The organism is Geodermatophilus sp. SYSU D01045, assembly GCF_054050295.1.
Genome location: NZ_JBJGZB010000016.1, coordinates 113,998 through 139,523 on the forward strand (window position 1 = coordinate 113,998; position 25,526 = coordinate 139,523).

General features: G+C 76.0%; 26 protein-coding genes. 7 read left to right on the top strand and 19 right to left on the bottom strand.

Annotation, left to right across the window (positions count from 1 at the left end):
* Positions 1-3: 3 nt before the first annotated feature.
* From ACI798_RS15150 to ACI798_RS15160, 3 genes are all read right to left on the bottom strand, one after another.
* Complete coding sequence (locus tag ACI798_RS15150) at positions 4-1,506, bottom strand: purine-cytosine permease family protein (RefSeq protein ID WP_457048288.1); 1,503 nt, start codon at positions 1,504-1,506, stop codon at positions 4-6.
* Positions 1,507-1,572: 66 nt separating this feature from the next.
* Entirely contained in the window at positions 1,573-2,256 is a 684-nt protein-coding gene (gene mftE, locus ACI798_RS15155; RefSeq protein WP_456942507.1) for a mycofactocin biosynthesis peptidyl-dipeptidase MftE, read from the bottom strand.
* 37 nt (positions 2,257-2,293) lie between these two features.
* A complete protein-coding gene (locus tag ACI798_RS15160) occupies positions 2,294-3,556 on the bottom strand; it encodes a multidrug effflux MFS transporter (RefSeq protein ID WP_456942506.1) in 1,263 nt (420 codons plus the stop codon).
* A gap of 90 nt (positions 3,557-3,646) precedes the next feature.
* Here ACI798_RS15160 and ACI798_RS15165 point away from each other — a divergent pair, with 90 nt between their 5' ends.
* Positions 3,647-4,138 carry a pyridoxamine 5'-phosphate oxidase family protein gene (locus ACI798_RS15165; protein ID WP_456942505.1) on the top strand — a complete coding sequence of 164 codons (492 nt, stop codon included), beginning with the start codon at positions 3,647-3,649 and terminating at the stop codon, positions 4,136-4,138.
* A gap of 264 nt (positions 4,139-4,402) precedes the next feature.
* On the opposite strand, the gene mftC is transcribed toward ACI798_RS15165, so the two are convergent.
* The 3 genes from mftC to mftA are packed head-to-tail and all read right to left on the bottom strand — an operon-like array spanning position 4,403 to position 6,079.
* Positions 4,403-5,653, bottom strand: coding sequence for a mycofactocin radical SAM maturase (gene mftC / locus ACI798_RS15170; protein WP_457048289.1), 1,251 nt, complete (start codon positions 5,651-5,653; stop codon positions 4,403-4,405).
* Positions 5,650-5,943 (bottom strand): mycofactocin biosynthesis chaperone MftB, encoded by a 294-nt coding sequence (mftB, locus tag ACI798_RS15175; protein WP_457048290.1) that lies wholly within the window; start codon positions 5,941-5,943, stop codon positions 5,650-5,652. Before mftB ends, mftC begins: the two co-directional genes overlap by 4 nt.
* Positions 5,944-5,953: 10 nt before the next feature.
* Positions 5,954-6,079, bottom strand: coding sequence for a mycofactocin precursor MftA (gene mftA / locus ACI798_RS15180; protein WP_457048291.1), 126 nt, complete (start codon positions 6,077-6,079; stop codon positions 5,954-5,956).
* 133 nt (positions 6,080-6,212) lie between these two features.
* On the opposite strand from mftA, the gene mftR reads away from it, so the two are divergent.
* Entirely contained in the window at positions 6,213-6,947 is a 735-nt protein-coding gene (mftR, locus tag ACI798_RS15185; RefSeq protein ID WP_457048292.1) for a mycofactocin system transcriptional regulator, read from the top strand.
* Here the strand turns inward: mftR and ACI798_RS15190 are convergent.
* Complete coding sequence (locus ACI798_RS15190) at positions 6,890-8,104, bottom strand: cysteine desulfurase-like protein (RefSeq protein ID WP_457048293.1); 1,215 nt, start codon at positions 8,102-8,104, stop codon at positions 6,890-6,892. The two genes, mftR and ACI798_RS15190, sit on opposite strands and share 58 nt — an antisense overlap.
* Positions 8,105-8,176: 72 nt before the next feature.
* On the bottom strand, positions 8,177-9,145 hold the full coding sequence (locus ACI798_RS15195) for an oxidoreductase (protein ID WP_456942499.1): 969 nt from the start codon (positions 9,143-9,145) through the stop codon (positions 8,177-8,179).
* Positions 9,146-9,309: 164 nt separating this feature from the next.
* Here ACI798_RS15195 and ACI798_RS15200 point away from each other — a divergent pair, with 164 nt between their 5' ends.
* Positions 9,310-9,774: an SRPBCC family protein gene (locus ACI798_RS15200; protein WP_457048294.1), complete on the top strand. Its 465-nt coding sequence runs from the start codon at positions 9,310-9,312 to the stop codon at positions 9,772-9,774.
* Positions 9,775-9,841: 67 nt separating this feature from the next.
* On the opposite strand, the gene ACI798_RS15205 is transcribed toward ACI798_RS15200, so the two are convergent.
* The 3 genes from ACI798_RS15205 to ACI798_RS15215 form a co-directional block, all read right to left on the bottom strand.
* A complete protein-coding gene (locus tag ACI798_RS15205) occupies positions 9,842-12,091 on the bottom strand; it encodes a glycoside hydrolase family 15 protein (RefSeq protein WP_457048295.1) in 2,250 nt (749 codons plus the stop codon).
* A gap of 151 nt (positions 12,092-12,242) precedes the next feature.
* Complete coding sequence (locus tag ACI798_RS15210; protein WP_456942496.1) at positions 12,243-12,473, bottom strand: hypothetical protein; 231 nt, start codon at positions 12,471-12,473, stop codon at positions 12,243-12,245.
* Positions 12,474-12,490: 17 nt separating this feature from the next.
* Positions 12,491-13,951, bottom strand: a complete 1,461-nt coding sequence (locus tag ACI798_RS15215) for a bifunctional 3-(3-hydroxy-phenyl)propionate/3-hydroxycinnamic acid hydroxylase (protein ID WP_457048296.1) — start codon at positions 13,949-13,951, stop codon at positions 12,491-12,493.
* A gap of 52 nt (positions 13,952-14,003) precedes the next feature.
* Here ACI798_RS15215 and ACI798_RS15220 point away from each other — a divergent pair, with 52 nt between their 5' ends.
* The 3 genes from ACI798_RS15220 (at position 14,004) to ACI798_RS15230 (ending at position 16,251) form a co-directional block, all read left to right on the top strand.
* Positions 14,004-14,810 (top strand): class E sortase, encoded by an 807-nt coding sequence (locus tag ACI798_RS15220; protein ID WP_457048297.1) that lies wholly within the window; start codon positions 14,004-14,006, stop codon positions 14,808-14,810.
* Positions 14,811-14,821: 11 nt separating this feature from the next.
* On the top strand, positions 14,822-14,986 hold the full coding sequence (locus ACI798_RS15225; protein WP_456937563.1) for a hypothetical protein: 165 nt from the start codon (positions 14,822-14,824) through the stop codon (positions 14,984-14,986).
* Positions 14,987-15,123: 137 nt separating this feature from the next.
* Positions 15,124-16,251: an NDMA-dependent alcohol dehydrogenase gene (locus ACI798_RS15230; protein WP_456942493.1), complete on the top strand. Its 1,128-nt coding sequence runs from the start codon at positions 15,124-15,126 to the stop codon at positions 16,249-16,251.
* Between the two features lie 141 nt (positions 16,252-16,392).
* Here ACI798_RS15230 and ACI798_RS15235 read toward each other — a convergent pair whose 3' ends face one another.
* The 8 genes from ACI798_RS15235 to ACI798_RS15270 form a co-directional block, all read right to left on the bottom strand.
* Entirely contained in the window at positions 16,393-18,258 is a 1,866-nt protein-coding gene (locus ACI798_RS15235; RefSeq protein ID WP_457048298.1) for an AAA family ATPase, read from the bottom strand.
* 39 nt (positions 18,259-18,297) lie between these two features.
* On the bottom strand, positions 18,298-18,876 hold the full coding sequence (locus tag ACI798_RS15240) for an MOSC domain-containing protein (protein WP_456942491.1): 579 nt from the start codon (positions 18,874-18,876) through the stop codon (positions 18,298-18,300).
* A gap of 87 nt (positions 18,877-18,963) precedes the next feature.
* Positions 18,964-19,629, bottom strand: a complete 666-nt coding sequence (locus tag ACI798_RS15245) for an ATP-dependent Clp protease proteolytic subunit (protein ID WP_456942490.1) — start codon at positions 19,627-19,629, stop codon at positions 18,964-18,966.
* On the bottom strand, positions 19,626-19,892 hold the full coding sequence (locus tag ACI798_RS15250; protein WP_456942489.1) for a helix-turn-helix domain-containing protein: 267 nt from the start codon (positions 19,890-19,892) through the stop codon (positions 19,626-19,628). Before ACI798_RS15250 ends, ACI798_RS15245 begins: the two co-directional genes overlap by 4 nt.
* A gap of 39 nt (positions 19,893-19,931) precedes the next feature.
* Entirely contained in the window at positions 19,932-21,053 is a 1,122-nt protein-coding gene (locus tag ACI798_RS15255; protein ID WP_387991691.1) for an XdhC family protein, read from the bottom strand.
* The gene (locus tag ACI798_RS15260; RefSeq protein WP_457048299.1) at positions 21,046-22,095 is read right to left on the bottom strand and encodes a vWA domain-containing protein; all 1,050 of its coding nucleotides are present in this window, start codon (positions 22,093-22,095) and stop codon (positions 21,046-21,048) included. The genes ACI798_RS15255 and ACI798_RS15260 overlap by 8 nt, the downstream gene beginning before the upstream one ends.
* A gap of 121 nt (positions 22,096-22,216) precedes the next feature.
* Positions 22,217-23,128, bottom strand: coding sequence for an AAA family ATPase (locus tag ACI798_RS15265; protein ID WP_456942487.1), 912 nt, complete (start codon positions 23,126-23,128; stop codon positions 22,217-22,219).
* A 160-nt stretch (positions 23,129-23,288) separates the two neighbouring features.
* Positions 23,289-24,272, bottom strand: coding sequence for a PRC and DUF2382 domain-containing protein (locus tag ACI798_RS15270; RefSeq protein WP_456942486.1), 984 nt, complete (start codon positions 24,270-24,272; stop codon positions 23,289-23,291).
* A 324-nt stretch (positions 24,273-24,596) separates the two neighbouring features.
* Here ACI798_RS15270 and ACI798_RS15275 point away from each other — a divergent pair, with 324 nt between their 5' ends.
* Positions 24,597-25,406 carry a DUF3097 domain-containing protein gene (locus tag ACI798_RS15275; protein ID WP_456942485.1) on the top strand — a complete coding sequence of 270 codons (810 nt, stop codon included), beginning with the start codon at positions 24,597-24,599 and terminating at the stop codon, positions 25,404-25,406.
* The last annotated feature ends 120 nt before the right edge of the window (positions 25,407-25,526 follow it).

Below are 25,526 nucleotides of genomic sequence, written 5' to 3' on the forward strand. Positions count from 1 at the left end.
GGCTCAGTACGCAGGAGGCCGTCCCGGCACCGCCGGGGCGGCCTCCTGCGTCCGCACGGCCCCGCGGCGCAGCGCGAGCGTGCCGAGCAGCCCGACGAGGAAGGCGGCCAGGACGCCGAGGTTGGCGAAGGCCCACTCGCCCTCGCGGCCGCCGAGGCCGAGCGGGCCGAGCAGGTAGCCCTGCCAGTCCAGCCAGCCGGCGTAGGTGTTGGTGACCAGCCCCCAGCCGAGCACGGTCCCCACCCCGAGCAGCGCCAGCGGAACCGGCGGGACGGCGCCGTAGCGGCCCCGCGCGTCGTAGAGGTCGGCCTCCGCGTAGCGGCGGCGGCGCAGCGCGAGGTCGCCGAGGAAGACCCCGCACCAGGCGGCGATCGGCACGCCGAGGGTGATGAGGAACCCCTGGAACTGGAACGAGAAGTCCGCGTCCGCGAGGAACACCACCCAGATCGCGCCCAGCACCATGAGGGTGCCGTCGATGCCGGCGGCGACCGGGCGGGGCACCCGCACCCCGGCGGCCAGCAGCGACAGCCCCGACGAGTAGATGTCCAGCAGCGCGCCGCCGACCAGGCCGAGCACCGCGACGACGACGAACGGCACGAGGAACCAGGTCGGCAGGATCGCGCCGAGCGCGCCGATCGGGTCGGCGCCGATCGCGCCCGACAGCTCCGGGTCCGACGCGGCCAGCAGCAGGCCGGTGCCCAGCAGCACCACCGGGGCCAGCGCGCCGCCGAACGTCGTCCAGCCGACCACGCCGCCGGTCGACGCCGTCCGCGGCAGGTAGCGCGAGTAGTCCGCGGCGGCGTTCACCCAGCCGAAGCCGTAGCCGGTCATCGCCAGCACCAGCGCGCCGACGACGGCCGCCGTCGTGCCGCCCGGGACCGCGGTCACCGCCGACCAGTCGACGTCGTCGGCCACCAGCACCACGTAGACGACGGTGAGGACGCCGCTGACGACGGTGATCACCGCCTGCATGCGCATGATCGCGTCGAAGCCGAGCACGCCGCCGGCCACGACCAGCGCGGCGACGACGAGCAGCGCGACCACCTGGGTCGTCGTCCCGCCGCTCCACCCGAGCTGCCCGAACACCGTCGCCGTCGCGAGGGTGGCCAGGCTGACCAGCACCGTCTCCCAGCCCACGGTGAGCACCCAGGACAGCGCGGCCGGGACCCGGTTGCCGTGCACGCCGAACGCGGCGCGGCTGAGCACGAGGGTGGGCGCCGAGCCGCGCTTGCCGGCGATCGCGACGAGCCCGCAGAGCAGGAACGAGACGACGATGCCGACCGTCCCGGCGACCAGCGCCTGCCCGGCGGAGATGCCGAAGCCGAGCAGGAACGAGCCGTAGGCCAGGCCCAGGACGCTCACGTTGGCGCCGAACCACGGCCAGAACAGCTGGCGCGGGCGGCCGCGGCGCTCCTCCTCGGCGATGACGTTGATGCCGTTGGTCTCGACGGCGCCGCGCCCCGCGGCCACCTCCGCGCCCTGCTCGACGGCCGGCTGCTGGGTCATCGGCGTCTCCTCCCCGTGTCGTGTCCCCGCCATCCTGGCGCGCGGGGGAGACCGGGGCCCGCGGGGCTAGCGGAGCCGCCCGTCCTCGCCCACGTCCCAGCGGGCCACCGCCGCCGCCAGGCGGACCGCCAGGCCGGCCAGCAGGCGGGCGCCCTCCTCCGCCGAGGCGCCGGCCGGGTCGCCGAGCACGCCGGTGGGGCTCACCCCGTGCACACCGTCGGCGCGCAGCCGGGGCAGCAGCTCGCCGATCGGCGTCGTCACGCCGGCGACGGACCGGTCGGCCCGCACGGCCGACGGTTCCACGTGCAACAGCAGCGAGGTCTCGGTGCGCCCGGCGTGCGCGTCGCCGCCGGGGACGCCGCAGGGGAACCAGGCGGCGTCGCGGCCCTCGGTGCGCAGCAGCGGCACGGCCCGGCGCAGCGCGTCGAGGTTGCCGCCGTGCCCGTTGACGACGAGCAGCCGGCCGGCCCAGCGGCAGGCGGAGCGGCCGTACTCGACGAGCAGCGTGGCCAGCGCCTCGGTGCCGATCGAGACGGTGCCGGGGAAGCCCTCGTGCTCGCCGCTGGCGCCGTAGGGCAGGGCGGGGGCCAGGACGCCGTCGAGGTCCGCCGCCCGTGCCACCGCCTCGGCCACGACCGTGTCCGTGGCGAACGGCAGGGCGGGCCCGTGCTGCTCGACCGAGCCGAGCGGGACGACCAGCAGCGGGCGCTCGGGCAGCTCCGGCCACGCGGCGGCGGCCAGGTCGGGCACCGGGTCAGCCTAGGCAGTCCCCCCGCGGCCGGGCGGCTCAGGCGGGGACGGCCTCGGCGTCGACGTCCACGGGGAGCTGCCACGGCCGGACGACGAGCAGCAGGACCGCGATCGCCACGACCAGCGCGGTCAGGACGACGACGCCCATGGCGACCGCGTCGTTGCCGAGCACGCCGACCAGCGGGGCCACCGCCGCGCCGACGCCGAACTGCACCGCGCCGAGCAGCGCCGCCGCGGTGCCGGCCGCTTCGCCGTGCCGGGACAGCGCGAGCGCCGGGGCGTTGGGCAGCGCCAGGCCGGAGGCGAACAGCACCGCCCACAGCGGCAGCGCGACCGCCCACAGCCCGCCGGTGCCGGTGCCCGCGAGCACCAGCAGCACCGCGCCCGCGAGCGCGCCCACGACGACGCCGGTCACGAGGACCTGGGCCGGGGAGAACCAGCGCAGCACGACCGGGTTGAGCTGGGTGGCGCCGATCAGCCAGACCGCGCCGGCGCCGAAGAGCAGGCCGAACTGCTGCTCGTCGAGGCCGAACTGGTCCTGGAAGACGAACGAGGAGCCCGACACGTAGCTGAACAGCCCGGCCATCGTCAGCCCGGCGACCAGCACCAGTCCGACGTAGGCGCGGTCGCGCAGGAGCGCCCGGTAGCCGCGCAGCGTCCCGGCGACGCCGCTGCTGCGCCGCCGCTCCTCCGGCAGCGTCTCGCGCACGGCGAACCAGCCGACGGCGAGCAGCGCCAGGCCGTAGACGGCGAGCAGCAGGAACACGCCGCGCCACGAGGTGACCCGGAGTACCTCCCCGCCGACGGTCGGCGCGAGCACCGGCGCCGCGCCGAGGACGAGGAACAGCCGGGACAGCATGGTGGCCGCGGCCCGGCCCTCGAACAGGTCCCGCACGACCGCGAGCGCGATGACCGCGCCGGCCGCCGTCCCCACGCCCTGCAGGAAGCGCAGCACCCCGAGCACCGCGATCGACGGCGCGACGAGCACCAGCAGCGAGGCGACGACGTGCAGCGCCGTCCCGGCCAGCAGCGGGCGGCGGCGGCCGAGGGCGTCCGACAGCGGCCCGAGCACCAGCTGGCCCAGCGCCAACCCGACCAGCGTGCCGGTGAGGGTCAGCTGCACCGTGGCCGAGCTGGTCCGCAGGTCGTCGGCGATGGTGGGCAGCGCCGGGAGGTACATGTCCACGGTGAGGGGGCCGAGCGCCACGAAGGCGCCGAGGGTCAGCGCGGTACGGGCGGTCCCGGGCCGGTCGGGGGTCGTCGCCGGTCGCGTCTCCGGCCGGTCCTGGATCGTCGTCACGACGTTGCCCAAGGCAACCGGCTGCCGGTCCATTCCGGGACGCCGGGGTGTCGCCCGTGTCACGTGGCCGATCCGGGGAAGGGCAGGGACATGACCACCGACTCGCAGGACGCCACCGCCAAGGTCGCCGGGCTCATCAAGGGCCAGAAGTTCGGCTTCCTCACCACGACCATGCCCGACGGCCGGCTCACCAGCCGCCCCATGGCGCTGCAGGAGGTCGAGTTCGACGGCGACCTCTGGTTCTTCGCCGAGCACGACGCCCCGTGGCTCGGCCACGTCCAGGCCTCGCCGCAGGTCAACGTGGGCATCGGCTCGGGCGGCACCTGGGTCTCGCTGACCGGGACCGCGCGCGTCGTCGACGACGTCGAGAAGAAGAAGGAGCTGTGGAACAGCGGCGTCGAGGCGTGGCTGCCGCAGGGGCCCGAGGACCCCTCCGTCGTCCTGGTGAAGGTCGACGGCGACACCGCCGAGTACTGGGACAGCCCCGGCAACCGGCTGGCGACGGCGCTGAGCTTCGTCAAGGCCAAGACCACCGGCTCGAAGCCCGACACCGGCGAGAAGGACGTCGTCGACCTCCCCTGATGGAGGACCCCCTCGCCCCCCCGGCCCACGCTCCCCGCGGGCCGGGGCCTGCGAGGGGGCCAGGGGCACCCAGCGGACTCCCAGGCAGGTCACCGGGCCCGGTCAGGGGCGACGGTCAGCCTGGGGCACGTCCACCGGAGGTGCCCCGTGCTCACGCTCGCCCTGCTCGTCGCCCTGCTCCTGACCATGACCCTGGCCGACCTCGCGCCCGGCCTGCTCCCCGACGGGCCCGGGCCCGCCGGGGTGGCGCCGATCCGCTGAGGCTCAGCCGAGCTGCAGGCCGGCCAGCGGGGACTCGTCGCACGCCCGGGCGGGCGGTGCGGGTGCGGGTGCGGGTGCGGGTCGAGCGGGGACCGCGGGCATGCCCAGCAGCGTGGGCTGGCCGCGGACCGGGCCGGTGTGCGAGTGGTCGAGGTGGCTCTTCGGCGTGACCAGGTCGGCGTCCCGGGCGGCCAGCGCGGTCTCGCCGTACCCCTGCACGCACTCGGGGTCGGGGCCGTCCAGCGGCAGGCCGGTGAAGAACTTGGCCGCCATGCAGCCGCCGCGGCAGGCGTCGAAGTGCGCGCACCTGGTGCAGGCGCCGCCGGTCTGCGGGCTGCGCAGCTCACGGAACAGGTCGGACTGCTGCCACACCCGCTGGAAGCCGCCCTCGTCCCGGACGTTGCCGGCGAGGAACTGCTCGTGGATGGCGAACGGGCAGGCGTAGACGTCGCCGACCGGGTCGATCAGGCAGACCACCCGCCCGGCGCCGCACAGGTTCAGCCCCGGCAGGGACTCGCCGTAGGCGGACAGGTGGAAGAACGAGTCGCCGGTGAGCACGCGGTCGCCGTTGGCCAGCAGCCAGGCGTAGAGCTCCCGCTGCTGGGCCTGGGTGGGGTGCAACTGGTCCCAGACGTCGGCGCCGCGGCCGGAGGGGCGGAGCCGGGTGATGCGCAGCTGGGCGCCGTACCGGTCGGTGAGGGCCTTGAACGCGTCGAGCTGCGACACGTTCTCCCGGGTGACGACGACGGAGACCTTGAAGTCCCTCATCCCGGCCTCGGCCAGGTTCTCCAGCGCCCTGGTCGCGGTGGCGAACGAGCCGGTACCGCGGACCCGGTCGTTGACCTCGGCGGTGGCGCCGTCGAGGGAGATCTGCACGTCGACGTAGTCGGTGGCCGCCAACTGCCGCGCCCGCTCGGCGTCCAGCTTGACGCCGTTGGTGGAGAACTTGACCCCGACGTCGTGGCCGATGGCGTAGTCGAGCAGGTGCCAGAAGTCCGGCCGCACGGTCGGCTCGCCGCCGCCGACGTTGACGTAGAAGACCTGCATCCGCTGCAGCTCGTCGATCACCGCCTCGGCCTCGGCGGTGCTCAGCTCGCGGGGGTCGCGCCGGCCCGAGGAGGACAGGCAGTGCACGCAGGCCAGGTTGCAGGCGTAGGTGAGCTCCCAGGTCAGGCAGATGGGGGCGTCCAGGCCGTACTCGAACTGGTCGACCAGCCGGCCGCCCACGGGCCTCTCGGGGACGACGGCGGTCATGCGCGCACCTCGATCATCTCGGAACGGGCCAGGTCGGCCAGCGCCTTGACGTAGGCGGGCCGCTGCGCCTCGGGGACACTGCACGCGAGCAGGGCGGCGTCGGCGCTGGGGTGGTCGGCGAGGCTCTCCACGACGCTGACCAGCGTCTTCGACTTCAGGAACGACAGCTTGCGGTTGCCGAAGTGGTAGACCAGCGCCCCGAACGGCTCCGGCCGCAGCGCCACCGACCGGGCGCGCCGCCACGGCCGGGCAGGGTCGAACACGTCCGCGGCCGGAGCGGTCGGGGTCATCGCGGACGGCTCAGTAGACGCCGCACATGCCGTCGATGGAGACCTCCTCGACGAGGGACTCCTCGACCAGCTCCTCCTCGGCGGCCGCGGTGGGGGCCACGTCCTGGGGCTCGCTCTGGGCGGTCGTCTCGGGCATGCGGGGCCTCCGGAGGACGGCGGAACGGGATGCGGGGGACGTTAGAGACACCGGGTGCCACCGGCAAGCGAGGGGGTGGCCCGCCGGCCGGCGAGGGGCTGACCGGCACGTCCGGGTGGGCCAGGATGGGCGCGTGAGCCCGCCGACGATCACCGCCGTCCCGCCGGCCGTGGGCGACGGCCTCGCCAGCACCCGCGCCCGGATCGAGAGCGCGGCCCTCGAGCTGTTCACCGCCGAGGGCTTCGAGCAGGTGACCATCGAGGAGATCGCCGCCGCCGCGGGCACCAGCCGGCGCACGTTCTTCCGGCACGTGGGCGGCAAGGCCGACGCCGTGTGGGGCGACTTCGCCGGCCACGTGTCCCGGCTGGCCGCCCTGCTGGACGCCGCCGGCGACGACGTCCCGGTGCTGCCCGCGGTGTTCGGCGCCTACGTCGAGGTGAACGACTACGCCGAGGCCGACCTGCCGGTGCTGCGCCGGCGGATGCGGCTGATCCTCACCGAGCCGGCGCTGCTGGCGCACTCGCAGCTGCGCTACGCCGAGGTCGACGCGGTGGTGGCGCGCTACGTCGCCCGCCGCCGCGGCCAGGACCCCGCCGACCTGCTCCCCCGCCTGGTCGCCACCGCCACCCGCGCGGCCGCCACCACCGCGTTCGAGGTGTGGCTGACCGGCGGGGACGACTCCCTGGCCGAGGCGCTGCGGACCGCGTTCGCCCAGCTCGCGGAGGGCTTCCCCGACCTGCGTCAGCCGAGGTGCGGATCCTCTCCTCCCGTCGCGCCGCCCGGGACGAGGGGAGAGGATCCGATGCCGGGTCAGGCGGCGGCGCGCAGGCCCTCGAGCAGGCGGTCGACGTCGTCGTCGTCGCTGTAGGGCGCCAGCCCGACCCGCAGCCCGCCGGCGTCGCCGAGCCCGAGCCGCCGGGATGCCTCGATCGCATAGAAGTTGCCGGCCGGGGCGTTGACCCGCCGCTCGGCCAGCGCGCGCGAGACCTCCGCGGCCGGCCGATCGGCGAAGGTGAGCAGCAGGGTCGGCGTCCGGTGCCGGGCGCGAGACCACACCGTGACGCCGGGCAGCTCCGCGACGCCCTCCTCGACCCGCTCGCGCAGCCGGTCCTCGTGCGCCTCGACGGCGGCCATCCCGGCGGTCAGCCGGGCGCGCCGGTCGCCCTCGGGGCCGCCGAGGGCGGCAAGGTAGTCGACGGCCGCGGTGGTCCCGGCCAGCAGCTCGTAGGGCAGGGTGCCGAGCTCGAACCGCTCCGGGACGGCGTCGGTCGAGGGCAGCAGCTTGTCCGGGTGCAGCGTCTCCAGCAGCGCCGGCGCGGCGGTCACGCAGCCCAGGTGCGGCCCGAGGAACTTGTACGGCGAGCAGGCGTAGAGGTCGGCGCCGAGCGCGGCGACGTCGACCGGCGCGTGCGCGGTGAGGTGCACGCCGTCGACGTAGGTGAGCGCCCCGGCGTCGTGGGCCAGTGCGGTGAGCGCCGCGACGTCGGGCCGGGTGCCGATGAGGTTCGAGGCGCCGGTGACCGCGACCAGGCGGGTGCGGTCCGACAGCACCGCGCGCAGCGCCTCGGGCGTCAGCTCACCGGTGTCCGGGTCGAGGTCGGCCCAGCGGACGGTGGCCCCGCGGGTGGCGGCGGCCTGCACCCACGGCCGGACGTTGGCGTCGTGGTCCAGGCGGGTGACGACGACCTCGTCACCGGGACCCCAGGAGGCGGCCAGGGTGCGGGAGAGGTCGTAGGTCAGCTGGGTCATCGAGCGGCCGAAGACGACGCCGCCCGGGTCGCCGCCGACGAGGTCCGCGACGGCGGCGCGGGCGGCCAGGACGACGTCGTCGGCGTTGCGCTCGGCCTCGGTCAGCCGGCCGCGGTTGGCGATCGGGGAGCCGAGGGTGGCCGCGACGGCGTGCGCGACCTGACGAGGCACCTGCGAGCCGCCCGGCCCGTCGAAGTGGGCGGCCCCGGCGCGCAGGGCGGGGAAGTCCGCGCGGACGGCGGCGACGTCGTAGGCGGTGCTCGCGGGTGAGGTCACCCCCGCAGCATGCCCGCCCCGGCCGCTGCTACCGCGAGGAGACCGGCGCCCCGCCCCCTCGTCAGCTGCCGCTCACGGGCTCGCGGCGGGGCGCTGCCCGGGGCTCCTCCCGCCGCCCCACACCGGCGGGCCGCCGGGCGGCGGTCCTCCCAGCGCCGCGATGCGGTCGAGCTCCTGGACGTCCGCGGGGCGCAGTGCCACGTCGCCCGCCGCGAGGAGGTCCTCCAGCTGGTCGACCGAGGTGGCGCTCGGGATGACCAGCAGGTTCGGCGAGCGCGCCAGCAGCCACGCGACGGCCGTCTGCACGGGGGCCGCCCCGAGCCGCAGGGCGACGGCGTCCAGGGCCGCCGCCTGCGCCGGGCCCAGTTCCCCCACCGGGAAGAACGACGTGTAGGAGACCCCCTCCAGCGCGGTGTAGGCGATCCCGTCCCGGGCCAGGTCGTCGACCAGGGCGTCGTCGGTGCGGTGGATGAGGTTGTAGTGGTTCTGCACGCAGGCCAGCGGCGCGATGCGGCGCGCCTCGGCGACCTGCCGGGTGGTGACGTGGCTGATGCCGAGCTGACGGACCAGCCCCTCCTGCCGCAGCCGCTCCAGCGCCTCGAGCGGCTTCCCGAGCGAGCGCTCCGCGGGTTCCCCGAGGCCCGGCATCCGCAGGTTGGCGACGTGCAACGCGTCGAGCCCGAGGTGCTCGAGGTCCTCCTCCACCGACCGGCGCAGCTCGCCCGGCGTCAGCGCCTCGTCCCAGCCGCCGTCCGGCGTCCGGCGGGCGCCGACCCGGGTGACGATGACCAGGTCCTCGGGGTAGGGGTGCAACGCCTCGCGGATCAGGTCGTTCACCACGTGCGGCCCGTAGAGGCCGCTGGTGTCGACGTGGTCGACACCCAGCTCGACGGCCCGGCGCAGGACGGCGAGCGCGGTGCCCCGGTCGGCCGGGGGGCCGGTGACCCGTGGCCCGGTGAGCTTCATGCCGCCGAACCCCAGGCGGTGCACGGCCCGGTCTCCGAGGAGGACCCGTCCGGACCTCGTCGCGGTGGTCGCCATGCCGCGCGAAGCTACGGTCGGCGGGACGCCGGGCGACACCGCCCGAGGGCGCCGCCCGGCGCGTCTGTCACGGGTTGTGGAACCGGATCGAGCGTGTCGCGGACCGCTCCAGGCGTGTCACCGCGTGTCGTCGGCGAGTCGGGGGCCGGTGCGAGACTCCCCGGGTGACCACCTCGCTGACGCACTCGGACTCGATCGTCGTCGCCGCCTCGCCCGAGGAGGTCTACGACCTGGTCAGCGACGTGACCCGCACCGGGGAGTGGAGCCCGATCTGCGCCGCCTGCTGGTGGGACGAGGGCGCCACCGGGCAGGTCGGCGACTGGTTCACCGGCCGCAACGTCACGCCCGAGCGCACGTGGGAGACGCGCAGCCAGGTGGTGGCGGCCGACCGCGGCCGGGAGTTCGCGTGGCTCGTCAGCGGGCGGCTGGTCCGGTGGGGCTACCTCCTCGAGCCGGTCGACGGCGGCACCCGGCTGACCGAGACGTGGGAGTTCCTGCCCGCCGGCCTGGAGTTCTTCGCCGAACGGTACGGCGAGGACGCCCCGCGGCAGGTCGAGCAGCGCACGCGCGCGGCACACGAGGGCATCCCGGCGACGCTGGCCGCGATCAAGCGCATAGCCGAGGCCTGAGGCCCGTGCACGTCCGCGGAGGTGCACGGGGCACCTCCGCGGACGTGCACGGCGGGCCGACCGGGTCTCACTCCTGGCAGAGCGACGTCCCGTACCGGCAGGCCACGACCTCGGGCGTGTCCACGGGACGTCCGGCGTCGACGGCGTGCGCCAGCCGGATGAACCCCGCGTGGCTCCAGGACAGCGGCGTCGCGGAGAACGTCGGCTCCCCCGGCACGAACTCCGTGCCCTCGGCCGACGGCGGCTGGTCGTCCCAGACCTGCTCGGCCATGAAGAACGACCGGTCGTCGGCCGCCCGGGCCATCGTGTCCAGCCGCTCCTGGGCGGTCGCGGCGGCGTCGCCGCCGAGGGCCAGCTCGTACTCGCCCCGCTCGCCGGTGAGCAGCGGCCAGCCGCGGCCGATCGTCTCCCGCGAGCCCGGGTCCACCGGCTCCCACTGGGTGCCGTCGGCCTTCTCCCCGTACCCGTCGAAGCTCGACCGGTGCCAGAACCGGCCGTTGGCGGTGTCGTGGGCCAGCTGCTCGTCGACCAGCCGCAGGGTGGTGGTCACGACCGGGTCGTCGGCGGGCACGACGCCCAGCCGGACCAGGTCGAGGAAGCTCGGGTCGAGCACCTCACGCTGGTCGACCAGCGGGCCGCCGTCGGCGATCTGGATCTGCGTGCCCGCGTCGGCGTCCCCGTCGGCGGTGATGCGCAGGTGGTACGGGTCGGGCGACAGCGGGCCGGTGGTCGTCACCGTCCACTCCGCCAGGCCGGCCCGCCACTGGTCGGCCGTGGCCAGGTAGGTGTCGGCCCGGGTGTCGTCACCGTTGGCGCGGGCGATCTCGGCCGCGGTGACCAGGCCCGCGATCTCGGCGGCGATGGTGTTCGGCGACCACCCGCCGAGGTTCTCCCAGCGCTCCTGCTCGGTCTCGGGGCCCTCGGCCACGAGGAAGTCCGCCGAGAGCCGCACCCGCTCCCAGTCCTCCGGCCCGGTGCGGCCGAGCTGCCAGGCGAGCACGATCGGCAGGGCCACCTCGTCCATCTGCAACCCGCCGAAGACCGCCTCCCCGTCGAGGCGGGCGTTCTGCGGGAACGACCCGTCGGGACGCTGCTGCACCGTCCACAGGTGGTCCAGTGCCCGCTCGGCGGCGGCGACGTCGCCCATCGCGATCAGGGCGGTCGCGTGCTGGTACAGGTCGCGCGACCAGACCTCGTGGTAGACCGGGAAGTGCTGCAGCTCGTTCGCCCACGCCCACGGCTTGCCCGGCGAGGCGACGAACCCGCCGCGGAAGGTCTTGTCCTCGCTCGCCGCGACCACCATCGCCGACACGTCGTACTCCGTGCGCCACCGCCCGGCGCTGGCCGGGACGGGCGCGAGGCCGTCGAGGTAGTCGTGCCAGCCCTCGGTGTAGGCCGCCAGGGCGTCGTCGAAGCCCCGCTCCAGCGCGCGGTCGGCGGCCTGCGCGGCGTCGTCCTCCGTCGTCCCGAAGCCGAGCGACAGGGTGAGCTGCTGCCCGTCGCCGGTGCCGGTGAGGCCGGTGCGGCCGATCTGCACCACGTTGCCGGGGGTCGGGGCGTCCCAGGTGTCGTCGAGGACGTGGTCGTCGCGCAGGTCGGCCCAGCCGTCGCTGCGCTCCAGGTAGCCGCTGGAGGTGTCGGTGAGGCCGCCCGAGACGGTGACGGCGCTGCTCAGCGCACCGTCGGTCGCCAGCAGCCGCCCGTCGGCGGAGCGGCCGGTGTCGTCGTTGGCGTTGAGCCCGAGGCCGACGTCGTGGAGCAGGTAGACCTGGTACGGCTGCCCGTCGAGGGACTCGAAGCGCACGTCGACGAGGACCGCGGGCCGGTCCGGGTCGGTGGTGTAGGTCTTGGTGATCCGGTAGCGGCCGCTCTGCGCGGTGTTGACCTGGCGGTAGACCAGGGCCCGCGCGTCGACCAGCTCGACGACGGAGTCGGTGGCCTCGTCCTCCCGCTCGGCGAAGGTGGCGCCGTCGGTGACGACGAACTGGGTGTCCCGGGAGCTCGGCGTGTCGATCCGCGGGGCGTAGACCTCGCTGAGCGTGCCGTCGTTCAGCGTGTACCAGACCGTGCTGTCGAGGGCACCGATCGCCGTCCCGAAGCCGTCCTTGTCCCCCGGCGACCAGTCGGCCGCCTCCCCGGGGTACCCGGGCGCCGCGTCCGCCGCCTGCGCCGACGCCGGCACCACCGCGCCGAGGACGAGGACGCCGGCGACCACGGCCCCGCTGACGACCGGCCGCCTGCCGGACCTCCTCGGCCGCGTCGCTCCGTGCGGGCGCCTGCGGCGCAGCGGGGTGTGGGGCAGGTCGTACGGGTTCACCGGCTGTCCTCCGTCCGGGCCGCCCCCGTCCGGCCGTCGTGTGATGTGCACCACACCGTAGGAGGGCTCGGAGGTCCCGGCCACCGGCCGGGCGGGCCGTGCACTCCCGCGGCGGTGCCCGGGCACCGCCGCGGGAGTGCACGGAGGGGTGCTACCGGCCGAGGATCCCGCCGATCGCGCCGCCGAGGCCGCCGCCCTCACCGCCGCCACCGCCGGTGACCATCTTGATCAGGTCGCCCGGGTCCAGGCCCAGGCTCTGCAGGATCCCGGCGTGCTGGTCGGTGTCGACCTGACCGGGCAGTTCCTGGTCGGCCTGCTGCGCCTTGGCGTCGTCGCCCTGGGAGCGCAGCAGCTGGAGGATCTGGTCCTTGTCGATCTGCATGACGCCCCGCTACCCACTCACCCGGCGGCTCGCACCACCCGGTCGGGCCGGACGACGGCGAAGCGGGCCCGTCCCGCCCGCAGCCACGCGGTGAGCGTGCCGTCGACGTCGTCCACCTCGGTGCGGCAGCCACCCGCGGTGACCGCCACGCGCCCCGGCGCCGCCAGCGCCACGACCGCGGTGCCGGTGCCGAGGACCTCGTCGAGCCGGCACTCCCGCCCGCCGGCGCGCACGCGGGCCCGCGGCACGAGGGTCCCGGCCAGCCGTCGGCCGGCACGGCCCCGCCGGTCGACCAGCGGCCCGGGGCGCAGCGCCGGCGTGCGGCTGTCGGTGGCGTAGGCGGCCAGCGCCGGCACGCCTGCCACGGCGGCGAGCACCACCCGGCGGACCGGCACCGCGCCCGCTCCCCCGCCGGTCATCAGCCGCCCGACCACCGCCGCGAGACGGACCAGCGCCCGGGCGTGCGGCTCGCGCTCGGCCCGGTGCGTGTCGAGCAGCTCCTCGCCGGCCGCGCCGCTGACGACGGCGGCCACCTTCCAGGCCAGCTGGTGCACGTCGCGCAGGCCCAGCGCCAGGCCCTGGCCGACGAAGGGCGGGGTGAGGTGGGCGGCGTCCCCGGCCAGCAGCACGCGGCCGCGCCGCCAGCGGTCGGCCACCTGCGCCCGGTGGACGTACTCGGTCGCGCGGACCACCTCGGCGTCCTGCGCCCCGAACGGCGCGAGCAGGTCCGCCAGCGCGACACCGGTCAGGTCCGCGACCGTCTCGCCGGGCCGCAGCCGCGCCTCGAAGCGGTAGCGGTCGCCGTGGACCGGCATGAACGTCGCGGCGCGGTCCGGGTCGCACACCTGGTGCACACCCGGCCACACCGGCAGCGGCACCCGCGCGCGTAGGTCCACGACCAGCCACCGGTCGGGCCGGCCGAGGTCGCGCATCCGCGCGCCCACCAGGCCCCGGACGGTGCTGCTCGCACCGTCGCACCCGAGCACGGCCGAGGCGACGACGTCCCGGCGCCGTCCGGTGGCCCGCTCGAGCACCGTGACCGTGACGGAGCGGTCCGCCTCGGCGAGCCCGACGACCTCCTCGCCGCCGCGCAGCTCGATGCCCGGGGTGTCGCGCACCGCGGCGCGCAGCAGCCGCTCCAGGTCGGGCTGGTGGAACATCGACGCCTGCGGCCAGCCGTGCCGCCCGGCGTCCCCGGCGCGGCGGAACTCGGCGAGCGTGCGGTGCCGCGCGTCGAGCAGCCGCAGTCCCGCCATCGGCCGGCTGACCTCCAGGAACGCCTCGACGACGCCGGCGTCGGCCAGCGCCCGCAGCGCCTCGTCGTCGAGGTGTACCGCCCGCGGCAGCCCGTACGGACGGGGCTGGCGGTCGAGCAGCAGGACGGGCAGGCCGCGCCGGGCGAGCAGCAGCGCGGCCGTGGTGCCGACCGGCCCGGCTCCGACCACCACGACGGGCGGGATGACCGGCTGCGACGACACGCCGCCCAGTGTCGCCGACCGCACCGGACCGGGCTGGCACAGTGGCCCGGCGATGGCACCGACAGACGCCCCCGCGCCGGTCGGGGGCCGCCGGTACGGCCGGACGCGCGGCGACCGCCGGCGCACGCTGGCCAGTGGGCTGGGGCAGACGCTGGTCACCGCCGGCGTCGTGCTGCTGCTGTTCGTGGTCTACGAGCTGTGGGTGACCGACCTGTCCTCCGCGCGCGACCAGGACCGGCTCTCCGACGAGTTGCAGACCGAGTGGTCCGCCGAGCAGCCCACCGCCGAGCAGCCCACCGCCGGGGTGCCCACCGTCCCCGCGGAGGTGCCGGTGGGCGAGCCGTTCGCGGTGCTGCACGTCCCGCGGCTGGGCGCGGACTGGTCGCGCGTCGTCCTCGAGGGGACCAGCGAGGACCAGCTGTCCCAGGGCCCGGGCCACTACACCGGCACGGCGATGCCGGGGGCGCCGGGCAACGTCGCGCTCGCCGGGCACCGGGTGGGCCGGGGCTCGCCGTTCCTCGACCTGGACCTGCTGCAGCCGGGCGACCCGGTCGTCGTCGAGGTGGCCGACGGGTGGTTCACCTACCGGGTGCTCGGCGACGCCTCCGGGGACCCGACGGTGCAGGACCCCAACGGCGTCCCCGGCCGGCAGATCGTGACGCCGGCCGACGTCGACGTCATCGCCCCGGTCCCCGGGGGCGCCGCCGACGCCGCGCCCGCCGGGTCCTACCTGACGATCACCACCTGCCACCCGCGGTACTCGGCGCGGCAGCGGCTGGTGGTGCACGCCGTCCTCGACGGCCCGGGCGTGACCCGGGCGGAGGCACCCGACGGGCCGCCGGCCCTGACCGAGGGCTGAGGAGGACCCCCGTGTACCGCTGGATCTGGCGGCACCTGCCCGGGGGGACGGCGACCCGTTCGGCGCTGTCCCTGCTGCTCGCGCTGGCCGCGGCGGCGCTGCTGCTGTTCGTCGTCTTCCCCTGGGTGGAGCCGCACCTGCCGTTCACCGCGGTGACCGTCGACCCCGGGCGCTGAACGGGACGTTGCAGTCCGTTGCGGCCCCTTGACGGCACCCGGTGCCGCGGTGAGTCTGTGGCCCGGCGCACACTCCAGCGGGGTGTGCCCACCAGGCTGCCCGCCAACGACGGCGGGCCGGACCGAGAGGACACCGGATGAAGACCAAGGGCGCGATCCTGTGGGGCGTCGGCGAGGAGTGGTCGGTCGAGGAGATCGAGCTGGGTGACCCGAAGGAGGGCGAGGTCCAGGTCGAGCTGGCCGCCTCCGGGCTGTGCCACAGCGACGAGCACCTCGTCACCGGCGGCACCCCGGTCGCCTTCTACCCGGTCATCGGCGGGCACGAGGGCTCCGGCGTCGTCACGAAGGTCGGCCCCGGCGTCACCGGGCTGCAGGAGGGCGACCACGTCGTCACCGCCTTCATCCCCGCCTGCGGCCAGTGCCCGCCGTGTTCCAAGGGGATGCAGAACCTCTGCGACCTCGGCGCCAACCTGCTGGCCGGCACCTCGATCTCCGACGGCAGCTACCGCATCCAGGCCCGCGGCAAGGACGTCATCCCGATGTGCCTGCTCGGCACGTTCTCGCCGTACATGACCGTGCACCAGGCGTCGGTCGTCAAGATCGAGCCCGACATCCCGCTGGAGATCGCCGCGCTGGTCGGCTGCGGCGTCACGACCGGCTGGGGCTCGGCCACCAAGGTCGCCGACGTGCGGCCGGGCGAGAACGTCGTCGTCATGGGCGCCGGTGGCGTCGGCATGAACGCCGTCCAGGGCGCCGCGGCGGCCGGCGCGAAGCGGGTCATGGTCATCGAGCCGGTGGCGAAGAAGCGCGAGTGGGCGATGGACCTCGGCGCCACCCACGTGTTCGAGTCGGCCGAGGAGGCCACCGAGAAGGTCAACGAGCTGACGTGGGGCCGCATGGCCGACAAGACGATCATCACGGTCGGCGACATCCAGGGCGAGGACATCCAGACCGCGCTCAGCCTCACCGGCAAGGGCGGCCGCGCCGTCGTCACCGGCATGGGCAACGCCGCCAACACCGACGTCAAGCTCAGCCTGTTCGAGCTCACCCTGCTGCAGAAGGACCTGCAGGGCGCCATCTTCGGCGGCCTGGCCCCGCGGGCGGCGATCCCCGAGCTGCTCAGCCTCTACCAGGAGGGCCAGCTCAAGCTCGACGAGCTCGCCACCACGAAGTACAAGCTCGAGGACATCAACCAGGGCTACCAGGACATGCGCGACGGCAAGAACATCCGCGGGATGGTCGTCTACGGCGACTCCGACCGCTGACGCCGTCCCCGTGCCCGCCGGCGTCCCCGGCGGGCACGGGGAGCGGCCCATCCGGTCCGGCCCTGGTGACCATCGGCTGCGTGCACGCGTCCGATGATCAGCCGTCCGTCCTGCCGGTGATCGACGCGGCAGCCGGCGACCTCAGCCCAGCAGGCGGGTGAGGGCGGGGCCGAGGTCCCGGACCGTCCGCACCATCTGCGCCGTCCCCGCGCCCCGCGCGGCCAGCGCGCGCGCCGCCGTCTCGGCCTCGGGCGTGGGCAGCGGGCAGAGCACGTGCAGCCGGTCGATGCCCGCGAGCGCGGTCTCCGGCGGGTCGCCGGTGGTGTGCAGGCAGTCCGACAGCAGCACGACCACCCGCTCGTCGGCGACCTCGGCGGCCAGCTGCAGCCGGGCCGCCCGCAGCGCGCCGGCGACGTCGGTCGTCCCGTGCCCGCGCAGGCCGAGCAGGTGGGTGACGACGTCCTCCGCGGCCCGCCGCTGCCCCTGGCGCTGCACGACGTCGACGTCCCGGCCGAAGGTGATCAGGCTGGTCCGCAGCCGCTCGTCGCCGGTGAGGACGACGCCGGCCGCCGCCACCGCCGCGATCGCCACCCCGAGCCCGGTCATCGAGCCGGAGGTGTCGACGGCGAGGCAGACCGCGCGCCGGTGCCCGGTCCACCGCCGCGTGACGAGGTCGCCGGGCTGCAGCGGCGTCCCGACGTCCCACCGGTCGAGCGTGCGGTCGAGGTCCAGGTCGCCGTCGCCGTGCCGGTCGGGCACCAGCCGCCGGGTGCCGCGGGTGCGCGACCGGCCCACCCGGCCGACCTGCACGAACACCCGCCCGGCCAGGCGCCGGGCGGCGGCGCGCAGCTCCCGGTCGGTGGCCGCGGCCAGGTCGGTCAGCAGCGCGGCCGCGGCGTCGGCGTCCTGGGCCATCAGCTCGGCGAAGGCCTCCTCGTCGAGCTCGCCGACCTCCGGGCTGACCTCCTCGAACGCGTCGTGGCGGGCGGCCATCTCGCGGCGGCCGGTCTGCCGGCGGCCGCCCCCGCCGCGGCGGTCGCGGCGCGGGGAGGAGGGGTCAGGGCCCGCCGGGAACTCCGGCGGGCCTCCTGCTTTTCCCTCGCCACCCCCCTCGGCGGGAGCGGGGGGCTCCTCCTCGTCCGGCGGTGGCGGCCCGTCCGGCGGCCACACGCCGTCGAGGATCTCGTCGATGACCGCCTCGGGCGTCCGCTCGACCCCCTCGGCGACCCGGATCCGGCCCGACAGCGCCGCGTACGCGGCGTCGCGGGCGGTCTCGCGGGCGCCGCCGACCCCCAGCCCGGCCTGCCCGCGCACGTCCAGCAGCCCGCCGAGCAGCAGCACCAGGTCGGTGGCGCCGCGCACCGACGAGCCCATCCGGACGTCGCGGTGCTCCCGCGAGGCCCGCACCAGCCGGACGGCGAGCCCGATGAGCGACGGCGGCGCGCCGGTCACCGCGGCGACGATGGCCCGCTCGGCGGCGGCGTCCTGGTAGCCGAGGACGACGCGGCACATGCGGTCGGCGATCGCCTGCCCGACGCGCGCGGTGCCGATGGCGTCGAACGGGTTCATCGCCGCGATCAGCCGGAAGCCGGCGGCCGCCCGCACGTGGCCGAGCCGCGGCACGGTGATCTCGCCCTCGGTGAGCACCGTGATGAGGACGTTGAGCGTCTCCTCGGGGATCCGGTTGAGCTCCTCGAGGTAGAGCAGGCCCGAGCCGCGCATCGCCGTCAGCAGCGGCCCGTCGGTGAAGCTGCCGGGCACGTAGCCCTCGGCCAGGACGGCGGCCGGGTCGTACTGGCCGATCAGCCGGGCCGGCGTCAGCTCGGCGTTGCCCTCGACGAACACGACCTCCTGGCCGGCCTCGGCGGCGATCGCGCGCAGCAGCGTCGACTTGCCGGTGCCCGGCGGCCCCTCGAGGACGACGTGCCGGTTGGTGCGCAGCGCGACGGTGAGCACCTCGCGCTCGCGGCGCAGCCCGATGACCGGGTGCGGCACGGTCGGCGTCACGCGGCTCCCCTCTGAGCACGGCGGTGGCTGTGAGGCAGGTTACGGACGGGGCCGCGGCAGCACGCGGCGGGCCTCGCCGGCGCGGGCCGGGTCGAGCGGGACGGCGCTGGTGAGGACGGCGGGGCCGAGCCGCAGGACGCCGTCGGTCAGCGGGGCGCAGCGCACCCCGCCGCGGCCGCGCATCCCCCGGTGCGCGCCGGGTGCGAGCACGGTGTCCAGCCAGGCGCACGGGTTGGCCGGCCGCCCGCCGCGCAGCACGACCACGCCCTCGCCGCAGTCGAGGGCGAACACCTCCCCGCGCAGGGCCTCCACCTCGGCGCTGCGCAGGACGACGTTGCGCCGGGCGAGCAGCGGGTCCAGCGGGCCGGCGCCGAGCTCGGCGGCCAGCGCCTCGACCGACTCGGCGGCGAGCACGGTGACGGCGGCGTCGCGGTGCGCGGGCCGGCCGGCGTAGCGGTCGCCGACGATGCCGTGCCCCGCGCGCACCTCCACCCGCTCCACCCGGTCGCCGTCCTGCGGCGGGACGACGCCGCCGGGCCGCCCGTCGTACCGGTGCACCGGCGAGACGAGCAGCCCCACCACCTCGACGTCGTAGCGATACCCCAGCTCCACGCTCACCGGTCGATCATCGATCCCGCGCCCGCCGCGCTCCCCGGCCCCGGTGCAGGGGCCCGCGCCGAGCACCGGGGGCACCGGGTCCTCCCGTCAGCGGTCGACCAGCCCGTACTCGCGGGCCTCCTCGGTCGAGAGCAGGCGGCCGGCGCGCATGTCGGCGGCGACCTGCTCGACGTCGCGGCCGGTGGCCCCGGCCAGCCGCTCCTGCAGCCGGCGCAGCCGCCGGGCGTGCTCGGCGGCGAGGACCTCGACGTCCCGGCCGAGGCCGCTGCCCGGCGCCCGCGGCTCGGTCAGCTGGAACAGGGCGTGGGTCCCGGCGGTGCGCCGGTCGGCCACCGCGAGCACGGCGACCGCGGCGCCGGCGATCGTGCCGAGGCACGTGACGTGCACCGGGGCGCCCATGAGGTCGACCGCGTCGACGAGGGTCAGGGCGGCGTCGAGGTCGGCGCTCACGCCCGAGAGGCGCAGGTGCACCGGGTCGTCGCCGTCGGCGTCGAGCAACGCCAGCTCGGCGACCGCCCGGTTGACCGCGTCGGCGTCGAGCTCGCCGGCCAGCGTCACCATCCGGTGCTCGACCAGCCGCTCGGCCAGCCAGTCGGGCGAGCCGACGACGACGGACATCGTCGTCGCGCCCTGCCCGGGGACGGCGGGCGGCCGGGGCGGCGGCTGCCACGGGCTGCGCGGGTGGTCGGGCGGCGGCAGCGGGAACGGGGGCTCCGGCGGGAGGGGCGGCCAGGTGCCTGAGGGACGGGTCATCGTGCCTCCTCGGACGTGCGGACCTGCCAGTCGACGGTGCGGCCCAGGGCGGCCGCGTAGCGCTCCAGCGTCGACAGCCGCGCGTCCAGCTCCCCGCTCTCCAGGCGGGCGACGGCGGACTGCGACGTCCCCATGCGCGCCGCGACCTGCGTCTGGCTCAGCTCGCTCTCCCGGCGGAGCCGGACCAGCTCCTCGATCAGCCCGCGCCGGCGCTCACCCCGGTCCTCCAGGCCGGGGAAGCGGCTGCGGCGCGGCGGCGGCACACCGGGAACGGTATGCCTCTTCCGCTATGGGGACGACCCTCAGCGCTCCGCGGTGTGGTGGATCGGCCCCGCGGTGCCGCTCAACCGCTCGCCCGTGCCGCCCCAGCGCCCGGCGATGATCTCCGCGGCGATCGAGACGGCGGTCTCCTCGGGCGTGCGGGCCCCCAGGTCCAGGCCGATCGGCGAGGACAGCCGGGCCAGCTCGGCCTCGGACAGCCCCGCCTCGCGAAGCCGCTCGAGCCGCTCGTCGTGGGTGCGCCGCGAGCCCATCGCGCCGACGTAGGCGACCGGCAGCCGCAGCGCGACCTCCAGCAGCGGGACGTCGAACTTCGGGTCGTGGGTGAGCACGCACAGCACGGTGCGCTCGTCGATGCGCCCGGCGTCGACCTCGGCCTGCAGGTACCGGTGCGGCCACTCGACGACGACCTCGTGCGCGTCGGGGAAGCGGCGGGCGGTGGCGAACACCGGGCGGGCGTCGCAGACGGTCACCCGGTAGCCGAGGAACGCCCCCACCCGGGCGACGGCGGCGGCGAAGTCGATGGCGCCGAACACGACCATCCGGGCCGGCGGGGCGAACGAGGAGACGAACAGCGTCAGCTCGTCGCCGCGCCGCTCGCCGTCGTGGCCGTAGGTCAGCGTGCCGGTACGGCCGGCGGCGAGCATGCCGCGGGCGTCGTCGGCGACGGCGTCGTCGAGGCGCTGCAGGCCGAGGGTGCCGGAGCTGCGGTCGGGCCAGAGCACCAGCCGGCGGCCGATGCGGTCCTCGGGCCCGCGCACGCAGGTGACGACGGCGACCGGCTCGTGCCGGCCCACCGACTCGGCGATCTCGCCGAGCTCGGGGAAGGACTCGCGCGAGACCGGCTCGACGAACACGTCGAGGATCCCGCCGCAGGTCAGCCCGACGGCGAACGCGTCGTCGTCGCTGACCCCGTAGCGCTCCAGCGTCGGGACGCCGGACTCGACGACGTCCCGCGCCTCCTCGTACACCGCGCCCTCGACGCAGCCGCCGGACACGCTGCCGACCGCCGTCCCGTCGGGACCGACCAGCATGGCCGCCCCCGCCGGCCGCGGCGCGGACCGCCAGGTGGCGACCACCGTCCCCATCCCGACCGTCTCCCCGGCCTGCCACCAGCCGACCAGGTCGTCCAGCACCTCACGCACGCGAGATCACCCCAGACAGCTCCTCGAAGGCGGCCAGGCTGTGCCCGGACACGAACGCGTCGACCGACGGCAGCGCCGCCTGCATCCCACCGGTCAGCGGCTCGTAGCCGGCCCGGCCCTTGTGCGGGTTCACCCAGACGACGGCGTGCGCGAGCCGGCGCAGCCGCGCCATCTGCTCGCGCAGCAGGTCGGGGCTGCCGCGCTCCCACCCGTCGCTGCACACCACGACGACGGCGCCGCGGGCGGTCCCGCGCTGTCCCCACCGGTCCAGGAAGGCCTTGAGCACCTCGCCCAGCCGCGTGCCCCCGGACCAGTCGGGGATCGCGCCGCCGCTGGCCGCCAGCGCCCGGTCCGGGTCGCGCAGCCGCAGCTCGCGGGTCACCCGGGTCAGCCGGGTGCCGATGGTGAACACCTCGGTCGAGGCCGGCCGGGCGCGCACCGCGGCGTGCGCGAAGCGCAGCAGCGCGTCGGCGTAGGGACTCATCGAGCCGGAGACGTCGACCAGCAGCACCACCCGCCGCGGCCGCGGCCGCGCCCGCCGGTGCAGCAGCCGGGTGACCTCACCGCCGTCGCGCAGCGCCCGCCGCACCGTGCGCGCCGGGTGCACCGCGCCGTGCGGCGCCGGCCGGCGGCGGCGGGCCGGGCGCATCGGTGCCGCGGGCTGCACCAGCGCGAACAGCCGCCGCAGGTGCTCGCGCTCGGCCGGCGTCAGGTCGGCGACGTCGCGGTGCCGCAGCACCTCGTCGGCCGAGGCGGCGACGGCGAGGTCCGCCGGGTCCTCGCCCTCCTCGCCGCTGCCGCTGCCCTGGTCCAGCGGGGCGGTGACGGCGATCCGCGGCGGGGCGGCCGGACCGGTGGCCGTCGGCCGCCGGGGCGCCTCGCCGCCGAAGTACGCGGCGAAGGCGGCGTCGTAGCGGTCGAGGTCGTCCGGGCCCGAGCACAGCGTCAGCCGCCCGGCCCAGTAGACGGCGGTGGCGTCGAGGACGTCGAGCACCGCCACCGCCGACAGCATCGCCTCGACCCGGTCCGGGGAGGCGGCCACCCCGGCGGCGCGCAGCGTCCGGGCGAACCCCAGGACGACGGCGACGACGTGGTGACGTGCTGGAACGGCCCCGTCCGGAGGCTCGCGCCGAGCCTGCGAGGCGTGAGGGGGACGGGGTCCTTCATCCACCGAACAGCGCTCCGCGGGCCAGCGCGTGCACCCGGTCGGTGTCCTCGCGGTACTTGAGCACCGCGCCGAGGGTGCGGGCGGCGAGGTCGGGGTCGAGGTCGCGGGCGCCGAGAGCGTGCAGCGCGGTGGCCCAGTCCATCGCCTCGGCGACGCCCGGCGGCTTGAGCAGGTCCAGCGTCCGCAGCTGCGCCGTCGCCCGGGCCACCTCGCGGGCCAGCTGCTCGGTGACCTCGGGCAGCCGGGTGCGCAGGATGGCGACCTCGCGGTCGAAGTCGGGGTGCTGCAGCCAGTGGTAGAGGCAGCGGCGCTTGAGCGCGTCGTGCACCTCGCGGGTGCGGTTGGAGGTGAGCACCACCAGCGGCGGCACCTCGGCGCGCACGGTGCCCAGTTCCGGGATGGAGATGGTGAAGTCCGACAGCACCTCGAGCAGGAAGGCCTCGAACTCGTCGTCGGCGCGGTCGACCTCGTCGACCAGCAGCACGCTCGGGGAGTCCTCCAGCGCCTGGAGGAGCGGGCGGGCGAGCAGGAACCGGCGGTCGTACAGCGAGGCCTCGAGCGCCTCGGTGTCGCCGGTGGCGTGCGCGGCCTCCGCGGCGCGCAGGTGCAGCAGTTGGCGGCCGAAGTCCCAGTCGTAGAGCGCCTGGCTGGCCTCCAGGCCCTCGTAGCACTGCAGGCGGTACAGCGGGCGGCCGGTGACCTCGGCCAGCGCCCGGGCCAGGGCGGTCTTGCCGACGCCGGCCTCGCCCTCGAGGAACAGCGGGCGACGCATGACCAGCGCCAGGTAGGCGGCGGTGGCCAGGCCCTCGTCGGGCAGGTAGCCGGTCCCGCGCAGCGCCGCGGCCAGCTCGTCGGGTCCGCCGGGCAGGGCGCCGGTCCCGGGGAGCTCGGTCGTGGTCTCGGTCACGCCGCCGAGCATCCCACCTGCGCAGGTGCGCGACACGCCACGGTCCCGGTGCCCGCAACGGTTGCAGACGTCACGGTGGCCGGCCGGGAGTCATCGTCTCCGGCCGGCCACCGCCGTCTGGTGCGCCCGGTCAGGACCGGGCCGTGGTGCTGTTACCGGTTCAGCGACCGATCTTGCCGTCGTTGTCGCGGTCCAGGGCGTCCTTGGCCTTCTGCACGAGGCTGCGGTCGTCCCCGGTGGTGCCGGTGGTCGTCCCGGTCGTGGTGCCGGCGACGCCCGTGGTGCCGCCGTCGACCTCGATCTCCTCCTTGCGCACCTGCTCGGAGACCTGCTGCTGCTCGGTCACCGTCTGGGTGTCGAGGCGGACGCGCTCGACCGGCGTGGCCTCCTTGGACACCACGGGGCGCTCGGCGTGCAGGACGACCTCGTGCTCCTCCTCGGAGATGGCCGGCCCGTCCATCGCGTTGCCGATGTTGGCGTCGGTGATGGGCTCGCGCTCGACCCGGACCTCCTCGTGGGACACGGGGACGGTCTGGGTCACGTTCTCCGTGACGACGTACTTCCGCAGCCGCGCCCGGCCGGCCTCGACGCGCTGGGTGCCGACGTTGAGGTGCTCCTCGGAGCGGGTCATGGCGTTGTCGGTCGTCGGGCCCGAGGTGTCGTGGCCGACGGCGCCGCGGACGTCGTCGTGGACGCCGTCACGGTCGCGGTCCCGGACGGTGCCGGTGCCGGCCGTCGTCAGGTCCTGCTGGGACCGGCTCTGGTCCATCGAGTAGGTGCCGGCGGTGCCGACGTCCGTCGTGGTCTGCGTGGTGGTCTGCGTGCCCGAGCCGAAGCCGAGGCCGTAGTACCGGTACAGCTCCTGCTCCTCCTGCGGGGACAGGTGCCCGTCCGTGTCGATCTTCGGGGCGTCCTTGACCTGGGCCTTGCTGACGCGTACGCGCAGGCCGTCGTTGGTCAGGTCGGCGTCCCGCAGCGGGACGAAGGACTCCTTGGTGCCGAACAGACCGGTGCGCACCGTGGCCCACTCGGGCTGACCGGTCTCGTCGTCGAGGTAGACCTCGGAGGCCGAGCCGATCTTCTCGCCGGCCTCGTCGTAGACGTCCTGTCCGATCACGCGGCTGATGGTGTCGGTGCCGATCATCGTCGCTCTCGCTCCCATCTGAGCTGTGGTGTGACGGTCGGGTTAATGGGTGACCGGGCTCGGCGGAGCGAAACGACGGAGATCGATTGGGACGCTTCGGTGGCTGAGCGTGTGCCGCGCCGGTCGCGTGGGTTCCGGCGGCCGGGATCGCGTTTCCGCAGGTCAACGGGGCATCCGTGCATCCCCCGCCGTCGTCGACCCATCGCGACGTCCCGTGACTCTCTGGAATCAGCCGGTCGCCCGGGCGTGTCGCGACGCGACCTCACACGGCCCGCTCGGCGCGTCTGCCGGGCTCGCGCGCGGTCATCGGCTCTCCTGGGAACCGTGCCGCCGCGTTCCCCCTACGACAACCTGGTGCACCCCCGCACGGTCAAGAAGCCGCCGCCGCAGGTGGCCGCCGAGCGCGACCTCGTCGTCGAGGACCCCAGCTCGGGGTTCGTCGGTGCCGTCGTGCGCTGCGAGAAGGACGTCGTCCACCTCGAGGACCGGTTCGGGAAGGTCCGCGCCTACCCCCTCGGCCCGGGCTTCTGGGTCGACGGGCGCCCGGTGGTGCTCGTGCGCCCGACGCCGGAGGGCCCGGTGACGCCGACCCGCAGCGCCTCGGGCTCGACCTACGTGGCCGGTGCGCGCGCCCGCGTCGCCCGCGAGGGCCGCATCTACGTCGAGGGCAAGCACGACGCCGAGCTGGTCGAGAAGGTCTGGGGCCACGACCTGCGCATCGAGGGCGTGGTCGTGGAGCCGCTGCACGGGGTCGACGACCTGCCGGGCATCGTCCGCGAGTTCCGCCCGGGTCAGGGCCGGCGGCTCGGGGTGCTGGTCGACCACCTGGTGCGCGGGTCGAAGGAGTCGCGGATCGCCGAGCAGGTCACCGGCGAGCACGCGCTCGTCGTCGGCCACCCGTTCATCGACATCTGGCAGGGGGTCAAGCCCTCCGTCGTCGGCATCCGCGCCTGGCCGGAGGTGCCGAAGGGCGAGGACTGGAAGACCGGCGTCTGCCGCCGCCTGGGCTGGGAGGACGACACCGGCTACGTGTGGGCGCAGCGCATCCTGGCCCGCGTGCGGACCTGGACCGACCTCGAGCCCGCGCTCATCGGCCGCGTCGAGGAGCTCATCGACTTCGTGACGATGGACTGACCCCGCACGCCCCTCCCGGGGGGGGGGGGGGGGGGGGGGGGGGGGGGGGGGGGGGGGCGGGGGGGGGGGGGGGGGGGGGGGGGGGGGGGGGGGGGGGGGGGGGGGGGGGGGGGGGGGGGG